At 53.7% G+C, this 16,289-nt stretch carries 18 protein-coding genes; 6 read left to right on the forward strand and 12 right to left on the reverse strand.

Translation table 11 applies throughout. The features are described 5' to 3' along the window. Positions 1-24: 24 nt before the first annotated feature. Positions 25-1,221, reverse strand: a complete 1,197-nt coding sequence (locus Yoon_RS00230) for a multidrug effflux MFS transporter (protein ID WP_238109132.1) — start codon at positions 1,219-1,221, stop codon at positions 25-27. A gap of 131 nt (positions 1,222-1,352) precedes the next feature. Further along, complete coding sequence (locus Yoon_RS00235; RefSeq protein ID WP_238109133.1) at positions 1,353-1,997, reverse strand: DsbA family protein; 645 nt, start codon at positions 1,995-1,997, stop codon at positions 1,353-1,355. A 204-nt stretch (positions 1,998-2,201) separates the two neighbouring features. On the opposite strand from Yoon_RS00235, the gene Yoon_RS00240 reads away from it, so the two are divergent. Next, positions 2,202-2,825: a helix-turn-helix domain-containing protein gene (locus Yoon_RS00240; protein ID WP_238109134.1), complete on the forward strand. Its 624-nt coding sequence runs from the start codon at positions 2,202-2,204 to the stop codon at positions 2,823-2,825. A 6-nt stretch (positions 2,826-2,831) separates the two neighbouring features. Here Yoon_RS00240 and Yoon_RS00245 read toward each other — a convergent pair whose 3' ends face one another. Beyond that, a complete protein-coding gene (locus tag Yoon_RS00245; protein WP_238109135.1) occupies positions 2,832-4,649 on the reverse strand; it encodes an extracellular solute-binding protein in 1,818 nt (605 codons plus the stop codon). 270 nt (positions 4,650-4,919) lie between these two features. Here Yoon_RS00245 and Yoon_RS00250 point away from each other — a divergent pair, with 270 nt between their 5' ends. Both Yoon_RS00250 and Yoon_RS00255 read left to right on the forward strand, forming a co-directional pair. Beyond that, on the forward strand, positions 4,920-5,693 hold the full coding sequence (locus tag Yoon_RS00250; protein ID WP_238109136.1) for a 3-hydroxybutyrate dehydrogenase: 774 nt from the start codon (positions 4,920-4,922) through the stop codon (positions 5,691-5,693). Then, entirely contained in the window at positions 5,690-6,721 is a 1,032-nt protein-coding gene (locus Yoon_RS00255) for a patatin-like phospholipase family protein (protein ID WP_238109138.1), read from the forward strand. Before Yoon_RS00250 ends, Yoon_RS00255 begins: the two co-directional genes overlap by 4 nt. Here the strand turns inward: Yoon_RS00255 and Yoon_RS00260 are convergent. From Yoon_RS00260 to Yoon_RS00290, 7 genes are all read right to left on the reverse strand, one after another. Next, positions 6,714-7,316 (reverse strand): LysE/ArgO family amino acid transporter, encoded by a 603-nt coding sequence (locus Yoon_RS00260; RefSeq protein WP_238109140.1) that lies wholly within the window; start codon positions 7,314-7,316, stop codon positions 6,714-6,716. The two genes, Yoon_RS00255 and Yoon_RS00260, sit on opposite strands and share 8 nt — an antisense overlap. Then, the gene (locus Yoon_RS00265; protein ID WP_238109141.1) at positions 7,317-8,045 is read right to left on the reverse strand and encodes a DUF502 domain-containing protein; all 729 of its coding nucleotides are present in this window, start codon (positions 8,043-8,045) and stop codon (positions 7,317-7,319) included. It lies immediately after the preceding gene. Positions 8,046-8,102: 57 nt separating this feature from the next. After that, positions 8,103-9,032 carry a pseudouridine-5'-phosphate glycosidase gene (locus Yoon_RS00270; RefSeq protein ID WP_238109143.1) on the reverse strand — a complete coding sequence of 310 codons (930 nt, stop codon included), beginning with the start codon at positions 9,030-9,032 and terminating at the stop codon, positions 8,103-8,105. Beyond that, positions 9,029-9,922, reverse strand: a complete 894-nt coding sequence (locus Yoon_RS00275) for a PfkB family carbohydrate kinase (RefSeq protein ID WP_238109145.1) — start codon at positions 9,920-9,922, stop codon at positions 9,029-9,031. Before Yoon_RS00275 ends, Yoon_RS00270 begins: the two co-directional genes overlap by 4 nt. A gap of 81 nt (positions 9,923-10,003) precedes the next feature. Continuing rightward, positions 10,004-10,354, reverse strand: coding sequence for a VOC family protein (locus tag Yoon_RS00280; RefSeq protein WP_238109147.1), 351 nt, complete (start codon positions 10,352-10,354; stop codon positions 10,004-10,006). Further along, complete coding sequence (locus tag Yoon_RS00285) at positions 10,344-10,562, reverse strand: DUF6500 family protein (RefSeq protein ID WP_238109149.1); 219 nt, start codon at positions 10,560-10,562, stop codon at positions 10,344-10,346. Before Yoon_RS00285 ends, Yoon_RS00280 begins: the two co-directional genes overlap by 11 nt. Further along, entirely contained in the window at positions 10,559-11,359 is an 801-nt protein-coding gene (locus tag Yoon_RS00290) for a DUF4198 domain-containing protein (RefSeq protein WP_238109157.1), read from the reverse strand. The genes Yoon_RS00285 and Yoon_RS00290 overlap by 4 nt, the downstream gene beginning before the upstream one ends. A 46-nt stretch (positions 11,360-11,405) precedes the next feature. Here Yoon_RS00290 and Yoon_RS00295 point away from each other — a divergent pair, with 46 nt between their 5' ends. The 3 genes from Yoon_RS00295 to tsf all read left to right on the forward strand — a co-directional run bounded on the left by Yoon_RS00295 (position 11,406) and on the right by tsf (position 14,624). Further along, entirely contained in the window at positions 11,406-12,734 is a 1,329-nt protein-coding gene (locus Yoon_RS00295) for a HupE/UreJ family protein (protein ID WP_238109158.1), read from the forward strand. A gap of 175 nt (positions 12,735-12,909) precedes the next feature. Further along, positions 12,910-13,677 (forward strand): 30S ribosomal protein S2, encoded by a 768-nt coding sequence (gene rpsB, locus Yoon_RS00300; protein ID WP_238109159.1) that lies wholly within the window; start codon positions 12,910-12,912, stop codon positions 13,675-13,677. 74 nt (positions 13,678-13,751) lie between these two features. Then, entirely contained in the window at positions 13,752-14,624 is an 873-nt protein-coding gene (tsf, locus tag Yoon_RS00305; protein ID WP_238109161.1) for a translation elongation factor Ts, read from the forward strand. A 433-nt stretch (positions 14,625-15,057) separates the two neighbouring features. Here tsf and Yoon_RS00310 read toward each other — a convergent pair whose 3' ends face one another. Both Yoon_RS00310 and aroQ read right to left on the reverse strand, forming a co-directional pair. Beyond that, positions 15,058-15,819, reverse strand: a complete 762-nt coding sequence (locus Yoon_RS00310) for an autoinducer binding domain-containing protein (RefSeq protein WP_238109163.1) — start codon at positions 15,817-15,819, stop codon at positions 15,058-15,060. After that, on the reverse strand, positions 15,816-16,262 hold the full coding sequence (gene aroQ / locus Yoon_RS00315; RefSeq protein ID WP_238109164.1) for a type II 3-dehydroquinate dehydratase: 447 nt from the start codon (positions 16,260-16,262) through the stop codon (positions 15,816-15,818). The genes Yoon_RS00310 and aroQ overlap by 4 nt, the downstream gene beginning before the upstream one ends. Positions 16,263-16,289 lie beyond the last annotated feature (27 nt).

Here is a 16,289-nt window from a genome sequence, read left to right on the forward strand (position 1 = left end):
TTTTGGCAAGATGATATAGGGGGCTTACTCTTCGCCAGGGCGTTTGATCATGGTTGTCAGCCAAAGTGCGAGGCTCGCACAAACCAGCGCGCCATAAGCCATCGGCATCGGCGTGCCGTCAAACATCAGCGCGACCGGGGCCGCGATCATCACCGCACCAACCGTTGCCACAGCTGCGATCACCGATGCTGCAAGCCCGGCAATGTGCCCCATTTCCTCCATCGCGAGCGCGTTCAGGTTGCCGATTGTCAACCCGGCCTGAAAGAAATTCCCAAGCACCCAAATGACATAGGCCCCAAAGCTCAGCCAATATGGGCCATCAAATAGGGTGACTAAAATCAGCATAATGGTCAGAAAAATCTGCGCGGTATACATCGTCTTGATAATAGCGCGCATCCCGAGGCGCACCACGAGGCGCGCATTAACCACACTGGCGCTCGAGGCGCAAATCGCGATACCGCCGAACCAGAGATGGAAATGCTCTGCCTGACCAAATGTCTGGTCAAACACCTGCTGCGTTGAAGAGATTAACGTGAACAACATGCCAAAGGTCAGCGTCTGGACCAAGATCGACAGCCGCGCCGTACGATGAACGAACATTTCGTGCACAGCCGATCCGATTGACTTCATACTAAGTGGACGACGTTTTTCTGGGGTCAGTGTTTCTGGCTGCCTCAGAAGAAGCCAAAGCAATACGGCGGCTGCAAAGACGACAAATGCCCCGAATATGCCGCGCCAACCGAAGCCGATAATGACGTAATGTCCGATTGTTGGTGCGAGTGCGGGTATGATCGAAAACACCAGCATGACAAATGACATAATCCGCGCCATTTCCCGCCCACTGTAAAGATCGCGCACCAGTGCCATTGCCACAACACGCGGACCGGCAGCGCCAAGGCCTTGGATCACGCGGGCGAGCAGCATAATCTCTATGCTTTGCGATTGCCATGCAACCACACAGGCAGTGATATAAATCAGCGCACCACCAACCATCACGGGTTTGCGGCCAAATGCGTCTGACAATGGCCCGGTGAACAGGGTGCCAATCCCCATACCGAACACAAAGCTGGTGATAATAAGCTGCGCGCGGTTCAGATGCAGCGGTGTCAGTTCCTGTCCAATTTGGGGCAGGGCGGGTAACATCGCGTCGATCGAAAATGCCACGGTCGCGGCAAGCATTGCCATAAGCGCAATAAATTCAGTTTGGGGTAGTCGTTTCATTTTTCAGATCCATCAAAAAGCAAAATAGCGTCGCCACGACAGGCAACAGGTCGCGGTGATTAACCGCGTTGCTTATGGGGCCGCTGAAATGCGGTGATGGTCATTGGTGTGCCATGCAGGCTGCGGAGCAGTCATGCGTCTTCTTCGAGCTTACTCATGATCTCTGTGATCACGTCTTTCCAGACTTCAGGGGGTTGCGCCCCGGGCACGGCATGCTGCTGTGCTACGATAAATGTGGGGACAGAGTTGACCCCCATTTCGCGGCTATGTTTGTCGCGTGCACGAATATCGGCGGTATCGGCATCCGAGGCCAGCAGCTTGGTCACTGTCGCCGCATCCATTTCGGCGGTATCGGCAATATCTGCGAGAACTTCGTGATTGCTAATATCGCGGCCTTCGATGAAATAGGCTTTGAACAACAGATCAACCACAAAGGTCTGACGCTGCTCAATCCCGGCCCAGTGAATCAACCGATGCGCATCAATCGTATTGGGGGTAATCTTTATCCCATCAAAATTAATATGCGCGCCGGTTTTTTCGGCGTGTTCCACCACGGGGGCATAGGCACGCACGGCGGCTTCCTTGCCGCCAAATTTGGTTTCCAGATATTCGCGGCGATCCATGCCACCCGCGGGCATATCCGGGTTCAATTGAAACGGATGCCATTCCATGACAAACGGATGATCCGGGAAGTCTAACAAAGCCTTATCAAGATTGGTTTTGCCGATGTAGCACCAGGGGCAGATCGGATCGGAAATAATGTCGAGCTTGACCATCTGGGCCTCCTGCCGTGTCGAATCTTATGGGTTTACGCGGATAACCTTACAAATTTCATGCAAGCGGGTGCCGCGCGCTGACGCACTGATACCATGTTAGCGCCAAAGAACCAGTGCAATTGCTGTGCAGCACAGCACAACATATCCTAAATTTGGTGCGTGTCAGAGTTGCAAGCCTCTGATCGCCTGCATAAAAGAAGCGGTATGAGCGAAAATGACCCAACAAAACTGATCCGTGTTGCCCATGAAAATGGCGATAGTACGATTGCACAGCCACTTGATTTAGGCGCCCGCGTGCGCGAATTGCGCAAGGCGCGCAGCTGGACCTTAGAACAGGCCGCGCAGCAGGCTGGGTTGGCCCGGTCCACCCTGTCAAAGATCGAGAACGGTCAGATGTCTCCGACCTACGATGCGCTCAAGAAGCTGGCCGTAGGGTTGGAAATATCAGTTCCACAACTATTTACCCCGCCGTCCAAAGGGCAGGTGAACGGGCGTATGGCCGTCACCCGCAATGGTGAAGAGGGCACCAAAATCACCACGACGTATGAACATGCTTTGCTGGCGGAAACACTGACCACAAAGAAAATGCTGCCGTACCGTGCCCGCGTGCGTGCCCGGTCGATGGATGATTTTGAAGGCTGGGTGCGCCATGACGGCGAAGAGTTTCTGTATGTTTTGACCGGTCAGGTACGCCTGTTTACCGAGTTTTATGAACCCATCGATCTCTCGCGCGGCGACAACGCCTATTATGACGCATCTATGGGCCATAACGTTGTGTCCATCAGCCAAGACGACGCGACCATTTTATGGGTCACGTCGCTGACTTAGCGTGATTTAATTTTCTGCGTACCACCAGACGTCTGGCTGCCAACCGGGCCAATCCCCCATGACCGGCATCGTCTCTGGGTGATGCAGGTTTTTGTCATGTGCGATGCGCGACACGTTCCATTGGTAGAACGGGATCACATAGCGGCCCGCCGTCAACAACCGATCCATTGCGCGTACAGAGGCGACAAAATCATCTTGGCTTGGTGAATTCAGCATTTGATCGACCATCGCATCCATTGCGGGCGATTCCACCCCCATCAGATTACGTCCACCGGGCGTATCTACGTTTTCCTGACCGAAATAGAGATACAACTCGTTGCCTGGCGACAGCGTAACGCCGCGACGATAGTAGGTCATATCAAAATCGTAAGCATCTGTACGTTCTTTATACTGTGGCCCGTCGGCCTGCGCGATTGTCATGGAAATACCCATAGATTCGAGCGTCTGCGCGTATATATCGGCCATGGTCACATGTTCGGAACTGCCTTGTTTGAGCAAAAGTTCAAATGCGAACGGTTGTCCGGCTTCATTCGTCATAACGCCGTCTTGGATGGTCCATCCCGCGGCCTCGAATTGCGCCAGTGCAACGCCCATATCCGCGCGGTTGCGCTGGCTGTCGTCACCTGCGGGCAACGCATAACCTTCTAATGTCCCCGGCAGCAGATCATTAGCAAAAGGAGCGAGCAGTTCTGCGACGCGCCCGGATGCCGGACCGGCTTGCATGCCCAGTGGTGAATTCCCCCAATAGGATTCAATGCGCGGCTGCGCCATGCCCGTGGCCGCATCGTTGATGATCTGAAAATTGAAAGCATGCAACATCGCATCGCGCACACGCCAATCGTCAAAAAGCGGGTTACGCGTGTTCATTACAAACCCGGTCATCCCCGTTGGGCGGCCATGCGCCAAGACAGATTTCACAACGTCGCCCGCTTGGACGGCGGGGAAATTGTAACGGCTATCCCACCGTGCGATGCTGAATTCGCGGGTGAAATTCACCTCTCCGGCGGTGAATGCCTCAAAGGCGGGGGTTTCATCGCCAAAGAACTCTAACCGGATTTCATCGAGGTTGAATGTACCCCGGCGAAACGGGATATCCGCGCCCCAGTAATCAGGGTTGCGTTCTAAGGAAATAAACCGCCCGGGCTCATAATCAGCGATCACCATCGGAGACGAGGTGATTGGCACGATGTCCAAGCTGCTTTGTGAAAAATCAACGCCATCCCATTGCGATTTCTTCAGGATAGGGCGTAGGCCTGCCAAAAGGGCCAGTTCGCGATCTGCGGTGTTAAAGTTGAACCGAACCGTACCCGGGCGTACCTCTGTAAGGCTCTCTACCTTGTCCCAAAATCCGCGGTAGCGCGCGTGCCCTTCGGTGCCTAATGTTTCGAATGACCAGATGACATCTTCGACCGTGACTGGGCTGCCATCACTAAATTCTGCCGCCGGGTTGAGCGTAAACTCAACCCATTCGCGATTCGGTCCAGCCTCAATCGATTCGGCCAAGACACCGTAAAGTGTGAAAGGTTCATCCAAACTACGTCCCATCAGGCTTTCGCCGACCAAATAGCGCAACTGCCAAGGCACGCTTCCTTTGGTGATGTACGGGTTCAAACTGTCAAAGCCGCCGACCTCGGCGGTGACCATCCGGCCACCTGTGGGCGCGTCTGGGTTGGCATAGGGCAGGGACACAAAATCATGTGGTAAGGCCGGATCACCATACATAGCTATGCCATGCTGGGGTTCGGCGGTTGCAACTGTGCCCGCTGCGACAAGCGCGATACTTGCGCAAAATGCGCGCCAACTGTGTGTCCGATGTGATGCCATAATTGTGATGCCCCGTTGTTTTGAATCGATTGCTCTCAAAGACCGTAATGCGGCTTTTGTGTGTTTTCAAACTTTTAGCTTGGACCCATGCGGCGGATTGCTTATAAAGGGGTCACTGCTCGATAGGTTTCTTGCCTGTATGAAACCTGCCTCAATAACTTCACGCCCGCCTTGTGCGGGCGTTTTTTTATTGGCGATCCCAATGCACAGTGACCTTTGCAGTTGCAGCATATAAAGTGAGTCGCAAAGCATCATGACGGAGCAAATATCATGTCACTAACCGGAAAAACCGCCGTTATTACCGGCTCAAATTCAGGCATCGGGCTGGGTGTCGCGCGCGAATTGGCCAAAGCTGGCGTGAATGTGGTGCTCAATTCCTACACTGACAACGCTGAGGATCACGCGTTGGCCGCCGAAATCGCCGCGCAAACCGGCGTGTCGGCCCGCTATATTCAGGCTGACATGTCCAAAGGCGATGACTGTCGCCGCCTGATCGCGGACGCAGGCGCCTGTGATATTTTGGTAAACAACGCCGGCATCCAACATGTCGCCCCGGTCGAAGAATTCCCCGGCGGAAAATGGGATGCGATCATCGCCATTAACCTGAGTTCGGCTTTTCACACCACCGCTGCCGCAATCACAGGCATGCGCGCCAAGGGCTGGGGCCGGATCATCAACATTGCCTCGGCGCATGGTCTGACAGCGTCACCCTATAAATCCGCCTATGTCGCGGCCAAACACGGGGTTGTCGGGCTCACCAAAACCATCGGGCTAGAGACGGCGCAAGAGCCAATCACCTGTAATGCCATCTGTCCGGGCTATGTGCTGACCCCGTTGGTCGAATCGCAAATCCCCGACACGATGAAAGAATACGACATGACCCGCGAAGAGGTGATTAAAAATGTCATGTTAAAGCGGCAACCGTCCAAAGAGTTCGCCACGACAGAACAATTAGGCGGCACAGCGCTGTATCTGTGTTCAGACGTGGCCGCGCAGGTTACAGGCACAACCATTAGCGTCGATGGCGGTTGGACCGCATTGTGAAACGGATAAACCTTGCCCTGCAAGGCGGCGGCGCACATGGGGCGTTCACCTGGGGCGTACTGTCACGGCTCTTGGCTGAAGAAGATATCGAAATTGCCGCGATATCAGGAACATCTGCCGGGGCGCTTAATGCGGCGGCGCTCAAGTCCGGCTGGGTAGCGGGCGGACGCCAAGGCGCGATTGATAACCTTGATTGGCTTTGGGGGCAGGTCGGGGCCGTCACCGATCCCTATTTTTCTGCGTGGATGTCGACACTTGGGCCCACTGCCCAACATTGGGCAAAATCGCTGCATTATTCGCCGCTTTATACAGCAGTTGATTTCACATCGCGGCTTATGTCGCCTTATGACTTTGGGATGGCAGGGAAAAATCCTCTCGCGAGCATCGTTGACCAATTTCACTATGATAAAGTCTGTGGCGACGCGGGACCTGAGCTTCATATCTGCGCGACAAATGTGCGTTCCGGCAAGATCCGCGTCTTTGCAGGTGACGAGATTTCCTCCGATGTGATCTTGGCCTCGGCCTGCCTGCCCAGCCTGTTTAAAGCGGTGGAATTTATCGACCCGAAAACTGGCGAAACCGAAGCTTTTTGGGACGGCGGATATACGGGCAACCCGGCGCTATTTCCATTGTTTGAAAAGCATCTGCCAGATGATATTTTGATCGTAAATATCAACCCGCTTTATCGCGATGCGCTGCCCACTGATGTGCAATCGATCCAGAACCGGATTAATGAGATCAGCTTTAACAGCTCACTCTTGCGCGAATTACGCAGCATTGATTTTGTTAAACGTTTGATCACCGATGGGGCAGTGCCCGCGGGGTCGATGAAAGATGTACTTGTACATATGATCGCTGACGATGCGTTAATGAATGACCTAAATGTCGCCACCAAAACCATCGCGACGCCCGTTGTTCTCGCACGGTTACGTGCAGCTGGCGAAGAGGCCGCTGGTGCATTTTTAGCGGCACATAAAGATGACCTTAACCAGCAAAGCACGGTCGATCTGGCGGATATGTTTAGCTAAGCAACTTGAACGCAAGCGCCCACATCACCAGGGCGATTAACACATCCAATACCTGCCAAGCTTTGGCCGATTGCATTACAGGGGCCAGTAAACGCGCACCGTAACCAAGCCCGAAAAAGAATGTAAACGATGATGTGACTGCACCAATGGTAAAGGCCGTTTTTAAGGGCATGGTCGTGAACTGCACCGAAATCGCCCCGATCAGCCCCAAAGTATCCAGATAGACATGCGGGTTGAGCCATGTCAGCGCAGCCCCTGTGGCCAACGTCGCCCAAAGCCCAGCCGATTGGCCCGCGATCTGCATCGCATATTCACCCTTGTAGGCCGCCCAAAGCCGCATCGCACCGTAAATGATCAAGAACGCGGCACCGCCCCATGTCATAATCTGCGGTAATTGCGGATACATTTCGGTGATCACACCAAATCCCAAAACCCCTGCCACGATCAAAATCGCATCAGAGCCGGCACAGAGCAAACACAGGTAAAAAACGTGGCTGCGCGTCAATCCTTGGCGCAAAACAAACGCGTTTTGCGCGCCAATCGCGAGGATCAGGCTAAAGGCGGTCGCAAATCCCGTCAGTGCAGCGCCAATCACCTAAGACGCATCCGCAATCGCTGTTTCGGCGTCTTTGGGGGTAGGATAAACAAGACCCGCAGAAATCACGAGCTTGGCCGCGTCTTCAACGGTCATATCAAGCACTTTGACATTGCGTTGCGGCAAAAACAGCAAGAACCCGGAGGTTGGGTTTGGCGTGGTCGGCAAGAATACGGTGACAAAGGGTTCACCATCCGAAAGCTTTGCGTCAATCTCGCCCTTTGCGTTGATAGAAATGAACGCAATGGCCCAAATGCCCTTGCGCGGGTATTCAACCAAACACGCCCGATCAAACGAGGTATCGCGCTGCGAAAAAACGGTTTCCGCCAGCTGCTTTGCGGCGTTATAGATTGACCGCACCACAGGCATCCGGTCAACATATCCTTCGCCAAAGCGCAAGAATGATCGACCAATCAACCCCTTGCCGATCCAACCTACCATCATGGTGAAGAACAAAAAGATAAATACACCAATGCCACGGACGTTGACCGTGATTTGGTCAGCGCCTTCAAGCCCCAAAATGCGGTTCACCAATTCTTCGGGTTGGTAGGCGTTGGGCACAAACGGCCAAACCCAGCTATCAATCCAACCAACCACGGTCCAAATCAGCCAAAATGTCAGCCCAATCGGCGCGACGATAATTAACCCCGCAAGGAAATTGCCGCGCAGCCGCGCAAAGATACGCAATTTGCCACGGCGTTTGGGTTCGTCTGGTGTTGCGTCAATCATATTGCTGTCTCAAATGGCTTTGTAAACATCTAGGCACTGCGCAGGCGCGCCACAAGCTTAGGTCACATCCTGAACGGTTAATTTCGCCATATTGATTGCAATTTGTGCAGCAAGCCGCGCGTTGTTCCGTACGAGCGCTATATTCGCCGTAAGCGATTGCCCGTCCGTGAGCTCAAAAATGCGCCCTAGCAAGAATGGGGTGACCTGTTTTGCACTGACATTTTGCGCTTCCGCCTCTGACAGTGCTTGGGCGATAATTGGGGCCAAAACTTCTGCGGGAATTTGGTCATCTTGGGGGATCGGGTTTGCAATCAACTGTCCACCGCTCAGCCCCATGGCGCTGCGTGTGATCTGCGCGCGCGCAATATCAACAGCGCTGTCCATGCGCAGCGGGGCGGCCAAATTAGATTGCGCAGACCAAAAAGCGGGCAGCGTGTCTTGCCCGTAAGCGATTACAGGAACCCCAAGGGTTTCAAGCACTTCAAACGTCTTTGGCAGGTCAAGGATCGCCTTGGCACCCGCGCCAACAACGGTCACCGGGGTTTGCGCCAATTCTTGTAGGTCCGCAGAGATATCAAAGCTGAGTTCAGCGCCCCGATGCGCGCCGCCGATGCCACCCGTCGCAAAGACTTGAATACCCGCCAGATTGGCAGCAATCATTGTGGCCGCGACTGTGGTTGCGCCTGTGCCACCCGTCGCAATACAGGCAGCCATATCAGCGCGCGACAACTTCGCGACGTCATTCGCCTGACCCAACGCGTCAAGCTGTGCGGGTTCCAGCCCGACGTGCAGCAACCCATCGATGACCGCGATTGTTGCTGGCACGGCACCTGCCGAGCGCACATCATCTTCGACAAGACGCGCCGTCGCCACGTTTTGCGGAAAGGGCATACCATGGGTGATAATCGTGCTTTCTAACGCAACAATCGGCAGGCCATCGGCGCGGGCATGGGCCACTTCTTCGCTATAATGAATAGGTATTGTCATAGGGGTGTTTCTCCGGAAACGTAAGTGGCTGCGGCGTTGAGCGCGCGTGTCAGGGCGGCAGGGCGGTCCATGCCCTCGGCCTCGGACGCGATATGCGCCGCCATAAATGTATCGCCTGCGCCGGTCACACGGGTGACCATCACAGCAGGCGGGGTTTGGGTAATCACATCGCCATGCGTGCCCTCAGACGCAGATTTGCCGCCATCGGTGACCAAAACGCGATATGCGCCACGATCCATCAGGGCTGCGCAAGCGCTGGCGCTGTCGTCAAACACCGTATTGCACAGCAACCCGGCCTCTTCGAGGTTCACATAAAGCGTCGCCGAAGGGTGCCCAAGCAGCGCGAGTAAGCGTTCGGCCTTACCGGGTGACGCAGGGGCCACCCGCAAATCAGCCAATTGGAACAAAGGGGATGCAGCAATCACCTGCAACAATTCAACCGTCAGGTTCCCGTCAAGCGCCACGGTCCCCGCATAAGGGGTTTCAGCCGTGCCCAAGGCCCCATTCGCCAAAGGGCGTAAAATTTTATCGCCAGCGGCTTCTAAAGAGTGGGCATCAGCGATGGCGGCAATCAACCCGTTTGCGCCCTCGATAGCCATATAGACATCGGTGGGCAGGTCATCTGAGCGGTAGATATAATCGCAAGCCATGCCCATGCGCTTGGCCTCTGCCACCAGTTCTTCGCCCTCTGCGTCGCGGCCAATGGCGGTGAGCAGGGCAGGGGTCATGCCAAAACGGCGCAATGTCATTGCAATGTTCATTGCCACGCCGCCGGGCAGACGGGTGATCCGCCCCGGCACATCAGACCCCACGCGCATTGAACTGGCGGTGCGTCCGATCACATCCCAAAGGACGGATCCAATACATAAGATATTCGATGTACTTGTCATGTTTTGCGTTGTGACCTAGGGGCCCAAAGAGGGCAATCATTAAAAACAAGTTATTCGATTGTCCGGGTCGGGATATCAGGGTTAAATGTCTTCCTCACACACGGATCTATCGACTTCCATCAATTCGATAGGCGCGCCGTTGAGCTCGATAAATGCGACCATCAGACCGGGAATAGGAGCGTTCGGCGCAATGATGACGTTCTGCCCTTCTAATGCCGCGGCCAGATCATCGACCTCAAACGCAACATGCGCGACATTCTTGACCAACTCAGGATAGGGTGCGTCGTCGTGATAGCGCTGCCATTGAATGCCAAAAGGGTTGTTTTTATGGTCGCTGACCGTCATTCCCAGATGTGGCAGAGGAATTTCACCGTCGAATGCACCCTTGGTCGGAATACCAATATGATTGAATTTCATGAGGTTATTTGCCATCCAGTATCATATCCTTAACTTTTACAGCCTTTTCAAAATGGTCAAGCTGATGGGTTTCGATCCACCATGTAGCGGCTTGCATTAAAAGTGCAGGATCATCATTTTTATTAGCAAAGAACGCATAGAAGGACAGGCCGACTTTGTCGCCCTTTTGCGCGATTTTCTGGTCGCAAACGGCGATGATTTTTTGACGCAGGTTATCGTTCACTCCGGCACCCCAAAAGTAAGATTGGCCCAAAGTGTTTCCCATACAGCGCCGGTTTCATCCGCAAGCGCTACACTTGGTTCGCGTAAAACAACCGCATCCACCATATAGCTATAGCCCGCCTGAACCGGGAATGTCGCGATACCTTCGGCGTTGGTCCGGTAATAGGTGATGGTCACTTCATCTGCGTTAGATTTTTCAAACACTTCAACCTGTACATCGGCCCGGACATCGTGCTGGTAATACAATTGCACCGAAAACCCTTCTGACAGGTCATCGGTATAGGGGTTGGTTAATGCCACCAATTCCGTCTCTAACCCCGTGCGGCGGTCGGCACCGACACCATCACCCACACCGATCAAGGTTTTTGAATAGCGTGAATATACTTCTGTAAACTCAACTTCGGGCAAATCACGGGCTTGGTGTTGGGTCAGGACATCGCCGAAATCTTTGTGATCTACAAAACCCTGAAAATCTTCCCATGTTCTATAGCCAACAGTTGCATTGCGTGCCTGATAGGCCACGATATTCAGCCCTTCGGCGACGGGTGTCTGGTTCAACGCGGGACGGTCCCCCATACGGCCCAGAACATTTTGCGCAAGATCATTTGAAATCACCACAAAGTGTTCAAATCGTTGCGGTAAATAGACTTGCGCAGTGCCGCCAAAATCCTGCCCGTTGACAATATCTGCTTGCAGATTAACGTCTGGCGTTATCTGGTAGGCCGTAGGTTCGATCCAAAATTCATGAGCTGACGCGGGCAGTGCCGACACCAACAAGAGAAGTGAGAAAATGCGCATCAATGTTTCCTTATCCAACATCGCAAAGGTTGCTTTTCGGGCCCTGATGTCAAGCATCATCACGTTGATTGTGATGTCAGCGCCGTTGCGCGCGCATGAGGTCTTTCCAAGTATTCTGGACCTGCGTGCAGATGATGGCACCATCTTGATCGAAATTGAGGTGAACGCTGAAGCGATGCTCGCGAGCGTTGATCTCAGCAGTATTATCGATACTGACAACGCTGAAAACGCATCAGGGTACGATGCCCTGCGCGCGCTTAGCCCGCAAGAAATAGCGAATAGATTTGATGCCAATTGGCCCGCTTTCGCATCTAACTTTACAGTATTGGCTGACGGTGAGCCGATCACATTTCAAAACAATGGGACAATCGTATACCCTGCCGAAAACGACGAGGCCGTGCGGATCACGCGGCTAAGCCTCGTTGGTGAATATCCGGTCGATGCGACCGAATTTCAGGTCGGTTGGGCCGGAATTTACGGCACATTGATCGTGCGCCAAAACGACATCGCTTATGCGCCGTTTACCGGCACCGTATCAGGTGGCGAACTCACCCCGCCATTTTTGATTAACGGTGGGTCTGCACAGACGGGTTGGCAGGTGTTCGCCAGCTATATCCCCATCGGCTTTGACCATATCGTCCCCAAAGGCTTGGATCATATCCTGTTTGTGCTGGGTCTGTTTTTCCTTGCCGCGCGGATGAAGCCACTGCTGGTTCAAGTATCACTCTTTACCTTAGCCCACACGATTACGCTGGCGCTGGCCGCCCTTGGGCACACATCGTTTCTTGATGATTTCTTTCTCAATACGTTCAACATTGAATTTATCGCGGTTGTTGAGCCCCTCATCGCCTTATCGATTGCATATGTCGCTGTTGAAAACATTTTCACCAAGGGGCTAAGCCCATGGCGGCCCTATGTGATTTTTGCCTTTGGGCTGTTGCACGGGCTTGGGTTTGCGTCCGTTTTGGCCGAATTCGGCCTGCCCGAGCACGCATTCATTCCCGCGCTTATCGGCTTTAACGTCGGCGTCGAAGTTGGCCAGCTTGCCGTAATCGCCGTGATGTTTGCTTGCGTCTGGCAGGCACTCCGTGTGGACCGTGGTGAAAACGAAGTAATGCAGGGGTTTGTGCTTTATGGCGTGCTTTTTGCCGCCGCTGTTGCGCTTATCGTGCTGAACCCGCCTGTGCTGCAAGGGTTGGCAGAAGGGCCTGTGTGGCTGTTTGCAGGACCTCTTGCGCTCGTGTTTGCGCTTTGCGCGCTATCGATCCAAATGCGCGACCGTGTTGCAGCCTACCGCCAGATTGTTGCGGTCCCGGCATCCGTCGCAATTGCGGTCATTGGCGCTTATTGGTTCATTGAACGCGCATTTCTTTAGGTATTAGCCAAAACCCACGCCCAAAGGGTTGCGCCGGGCGCAAACCCCGGCTAAAGGGCAGCTACTTAATCCCGCAGGCGGGGGCGGGTCCAATGGGGAGAAATCCCAAAGGATCCACCGGTTGGGCATATGCCTAATCCCCCGCTGAGGTTGAAACCGGAAAAGGAAAAACGACATGGCTCTTCCTGAGTTCTCCATGCGCCAACTGCTTGAAGCAGGCGTACACTTTGGTCACCAGACCGCACGCTGGAACCCTAAAATGGGTCAGTACATCTACGGCTCACGTAACGGCATCCACATCATGGATCTGACACAGACTGTTCCAATGCTGGATCAAGCGCTGAACGTCATCCGTGACACCGTCGCCAAAGGCGGCCGCGTTCTTTTCGTTGGCACAAAGCGTCAAGCAGCAAAGCCAATCATGGAAGCTGCTGAGAAATCTGCGCAGTTCTACATGAACCACCGCTGGTTGGGCGGCACGCTGACCAACTGGAAAACCGTTTCCCAGTCCATTAACCGCCTTAAGGCGATTGACGAAGCTTCTGCAAACGGTTTCGCTGGCCTGACCAAGAAAGAACGTCTTGGCATGGAACGTGAGCAAGGCAAACTCGAAGCATCATTGGGCGGTATCCGCGAAATGGGCGGCGTGCCTGACCTGATCTTCGTGATCGACGTCAACAAAGAAGACCTGGCGATCGCAGAAGCTAAGAAACTGGGCATTCCAGTTGTGGCTGTTGTTGATACCAACTGTTCACCAGACGGCGTTGATTACGTCATCCCAGGGAACGACGATGCGGCACGCGCCATCGCGCTTTACACCGATCTGGCTGCACGCGCAGCGCTTGACGGTATGTCTGCTCAGCTGGGTGCAGCTGGCGTTGACATGGGTGCCATGGAAGAGTTCGCAGAAGAAGTTGTCGCTGAAGAAGCCGCAGCTGAGTAAGCGTCACAAAACAGTGGGGTAGGGGCGTTATTCCCTACCTCCAGATATTATGAATTCCGCTAAGGAGAAGTAACATGGCAATCACCGCTGCAATGGTGAAAGAACTGCGCGACAGCACGGGCGCAGGCATGATGGACGCGAAAAAAGCGCTGACAGAAACAGCTGGCGACATGGAAGCTGCCGTTGATTGGCTGCGCACCAAGGGCCTTGCAAAAGCGGCAAAAAAATCTGGCCGCACCGCGGCTGAAGGTCTTGTCGCTGTCGCTGTCAAAGACGGCAAAGGGATCGCTGTCGAAGTGAACTCTGAAACCGACTTCGTTGGTAAAAACGCTGACTTCCAAAAAATGGTTGCTGGCATTGCTGACGTTGCACTGGGTGTTTCCGACGTCGACGCGCTGAAAGCGGCTGACATGAACGGCAAATCCGTTGAGCAAACTGTGACTGATGCGGTTGCTGTAATCGGCGAGAACATGTCTGTGCGCCGGATGTCTGCGCTCGAAGGTCAGCAAGTTGTGAACTACGTCCACAATGCTGCGGCACCTGGCATGGGTAACATTGGTGTTCTGGTTGCGCTGAACGGCGACAACGAAACATTCGGTCGTCAAGTTGCGATGCATATCGCTGCTGCAAACCCTGCGTCTTTGTCCGAAGCTGATCTTGACCCGGCTGTTGTCGAAAAAGAAAAGCAGGTTCAAATGGACATCGCACGCGAATCTGGCAAGCCAGAAGCTGTGATCGAAAAAATGATCGTTGGTCGCATGAAGAAATACATGGCCGAAGTCACATTGCTGAACCAGCAATTCGTTGTGAACCCAGATCTGACCGTTGCTGCCGCAGCCAAAGAAGCTGGTGTTGAAATCACAGGCTACGCCCGCGTCGCTGTTGGCGAAGGCATCGAAAAAGTCGAAGAAGACTTTGCTGCCGAAGTTGCAAAGCTGAACGGCTAAGCTGCAATCGTGCAATGATTGAGGCCTCGTTGGATTTCCAACGGGGCCTTTTTGTATTGAAAATGCGGTTCTAAAAATGACGCGACACCGTGCTCGGGAAAAGACACGGTGTCGCTTTGATCTATGTGCGTTCCAATTTCGGGACGAGAACGCACACTATCAATTGTGCTGATGTTAATGGGCAAACCCAAAACACCAGCGTCCGGAAAACCGGCACGAATTGGAGTGCCTTGAAATCACAAGGGGTCCAAACCGCTGTTCCCAGGCCCAAGGCCACCACTCACGGAACTTCTACAAGTTGCCAAATGACGCAGCATTATTAAAGTCAGGGAAACCTGACCTCACGCATGTTTGTGACGTTTCACGCCACGTCATATGGTTGATCATTTCAAAAGCAGCGGCTGATTTTGGTTGAGTGACGAATCACAGGTCGCTAAATTTCTGCGTCTATAACGAACATTTGGTTGTAAAAAGCGGCCTTCAGGACCGCCTGCGCCGTTGTTTCAACGTCCAATGCCTCGCGCGCGAGCCGCAAGTGTTTTTCCACTGTCGCAGAAGTAAGCCCCAGCAAAATCGCGATGTCTTGTGTCGTCTTGCCGTCACCAACCCATTGTAGCACTTCGCGCTGACGCTTTGTCAGGTGGCGTTCGCCAGTATAGGGCAGGGTGAGAAGTTTCAGGTGCATGACGTTATTCATCACGATGATTTCGTCACCGTGCTGCGCCCAGACCTGTTCGACGGCATCTTGCGTCATGCCTGGCTTGGCCGTGAGAGCAATCGCCCCTTTGGTGCGTTCTGAAATGGACCGAAAGCTAACCGTATAGCCAGCCGTCACATTCATCTTGCGGTTAAACTCCATCACACGCGCCTCGCTTTGCGTGAGATTGTCGATCCGCTTCATATCCATCATCCAGCGCCAGCTACAGGCACCATCATTCGCCAAGGCCCATTTCAACATGGGGGCGTGATAATAGTAGGATTCGTCGAAGAACACCTGCATATATTCAGGCGTTTGGTTTGACAAAAGCACCCAATCTTGCGGGTCCCCAAGCGAACTGGACGTGCGGTAGCGCGTGTAGCCATACATCACCCGGTCGAACCCATAGGCGTCCATTTGCTCAGTATGCAGGGTCCAGAGATCTTCGACCGTGCCCGCGTTGGTCAGCTTTGACAACTGTTCAACAAGTGTTCTCATAGGGGATCACCCAAATAGTCAGCCATCGCCTGCATCGCCAGCGGGTACCCCGCGGCGCCAAATCCACAGATTTGCCCAATACAGACCTTAGAAATATAAGAGGTTTGCCGAAATTCTTCGCGCGCGTGGATGTTTGACAGGTGAAGCTCAATCACTGGCAACATGATGCTTGAAATCGCATCCATGAGCGCAATCGACGTATGCGTATAAGCACCAGCATTCAAAATAACGCCGTCATATGTGCCGCGCGCCGCGTGCAGCATATCGATCATCTCGCCTTCATGATTGGTCTGCGCAAATACGACGGTAAAACCAAGCGCATCCGCCTGCGTCACACATAGGTTTTCAATGTCTTGTAAGGTCGTTGGCCCGTAAACCTCGGGCTGGCGGGTGCCAAGCAGGTTCAAATTTGGGCCATTCAAGATCAAGATAGAATGCGTCATGGGCACCCCATACCATCTTTAACCTAC

This window comes from Yoonia sp. I 8.24 (assembly GCF_022096995.1).
In the GTDB taxonomy this organism is placed as follows: domain Bacteria; phylum Pseudomonadota; class Alphaproteobacteria; order Rhodobacterales; family Rhodobacteraceae; genus Yoonia.

What these genes read in the sequence shown, in the direction of transcription:
- Yoon_RS00230 (WP_238109132.1), bottom strand. Translation starts at nt 1,221, where the DNA reads ATGAAACGACTACCCCAAACTGAATTTATTGCGCTTATGGCAATGCTT.
- Yoon_RS00235 (WP_238109133.1), bottom strand. Translation starts at nt 1,997, where the DNA reads ATGGTCAAGCTCGACATTATTTCCGATCCGATCTGCCCCTGGTGCTAC.
- Yoon_RS00240 (WP_238109134.1), top strand. Translation starts at nt 2,202, where the DNA reads ATGAGCGAAAATGACCCAACAAAACTGATCCGTGTTGCCCATGAAAAT.
- Yoon_RS00245 (WP_238109135.1), bottom strand. Translation starts at nt 4,649, where the DNA reads ATGGCATCACATCGGACACACAGTTGGCGCGCATTTTGCGCAAGTATC.
- Yoon_RS00250 (WP_238109136.1), top strand. Translation starts at nt 4,920, where the DNA reads ATGTCACTAACCGGAAAAACCGCCGTTATTACCGGCTCAAATTCAGGC.
- Yoon_RS00265 (WP_238109141.1), bottom strand. Translation starts at nt 8,045, where the DNA reads ATGATTGACGCAACACCAGACGAACCCAAACGCCGTGGCAAATTGCGT.
- Yoon_RS00270 (WP_238109143.1), bottom strand. Translation starts at nt 9,032, where the DNA reads ATGACAATACCTATTCATTATAGCGAAGAAGTGGCCCATGCCCGCGCC.
- Yoon_RS00275 (WP_238109145.1), bottom strand. Translation starts at nt 9,922, where the DNA reads ATGACAAGTACATCGAATATCTTATGTATTGGATCCGTCCTTTGGGAT.
- Yoon_RS00280 (WP_238109147.1), bottom strand. Translation starts at nt 10,354, where the DNA reads ATGGCAAATAACCTCATGAAATTCAATCATATTGGTATTCCGACCAAG.
- Yoon_RS00290 (WP_238109157.1), bottom strand. Translation starts at nt 11,359, where the DNA reads ATGCGCATTTTCTCACTTCTCTTGTTGGTGTCGGCACTGCCCGCGTCA.
- Yoon_RS00295 (WP_238109158.1), top strand. Translation starts at nt 11,406, where the DNA reads ATGTCAAGCATCATCACGTTGATTGTGATGTCAGCGCCGTTGCGCGCG.
- rpsB (WP_238109159.1), top strand. Translation starts at nt 12,910, where the DNA reads ATGGCTCTTCCTGAGTTCTCCATGCGCCAACTGCTTGAAGCAGGCGTA.
- tsf (WP_238109161.1), top strand. Translation starts at nt 13,752, where the DNA reads ATGGCAATCACCGCTGCAATGGTGAAAGAACTGCGCGACAGCACGGGC.
- Yoon_RS00310 (WP_238109163.1), bottom strand. Translation starts at nt 15,819, where the DNA reads ATGAGAACACTTGTTGAACAGTTGTCAAAGCTGACCAACGCGGGCACG.
- aroQ (WP_238109164.1), bottom strand. Translation starts at nt 16,262, where the DNA reads ATGACGCATTCTATCTTGATCTTGAATGGCCCAAATTTGAACCTGCTT.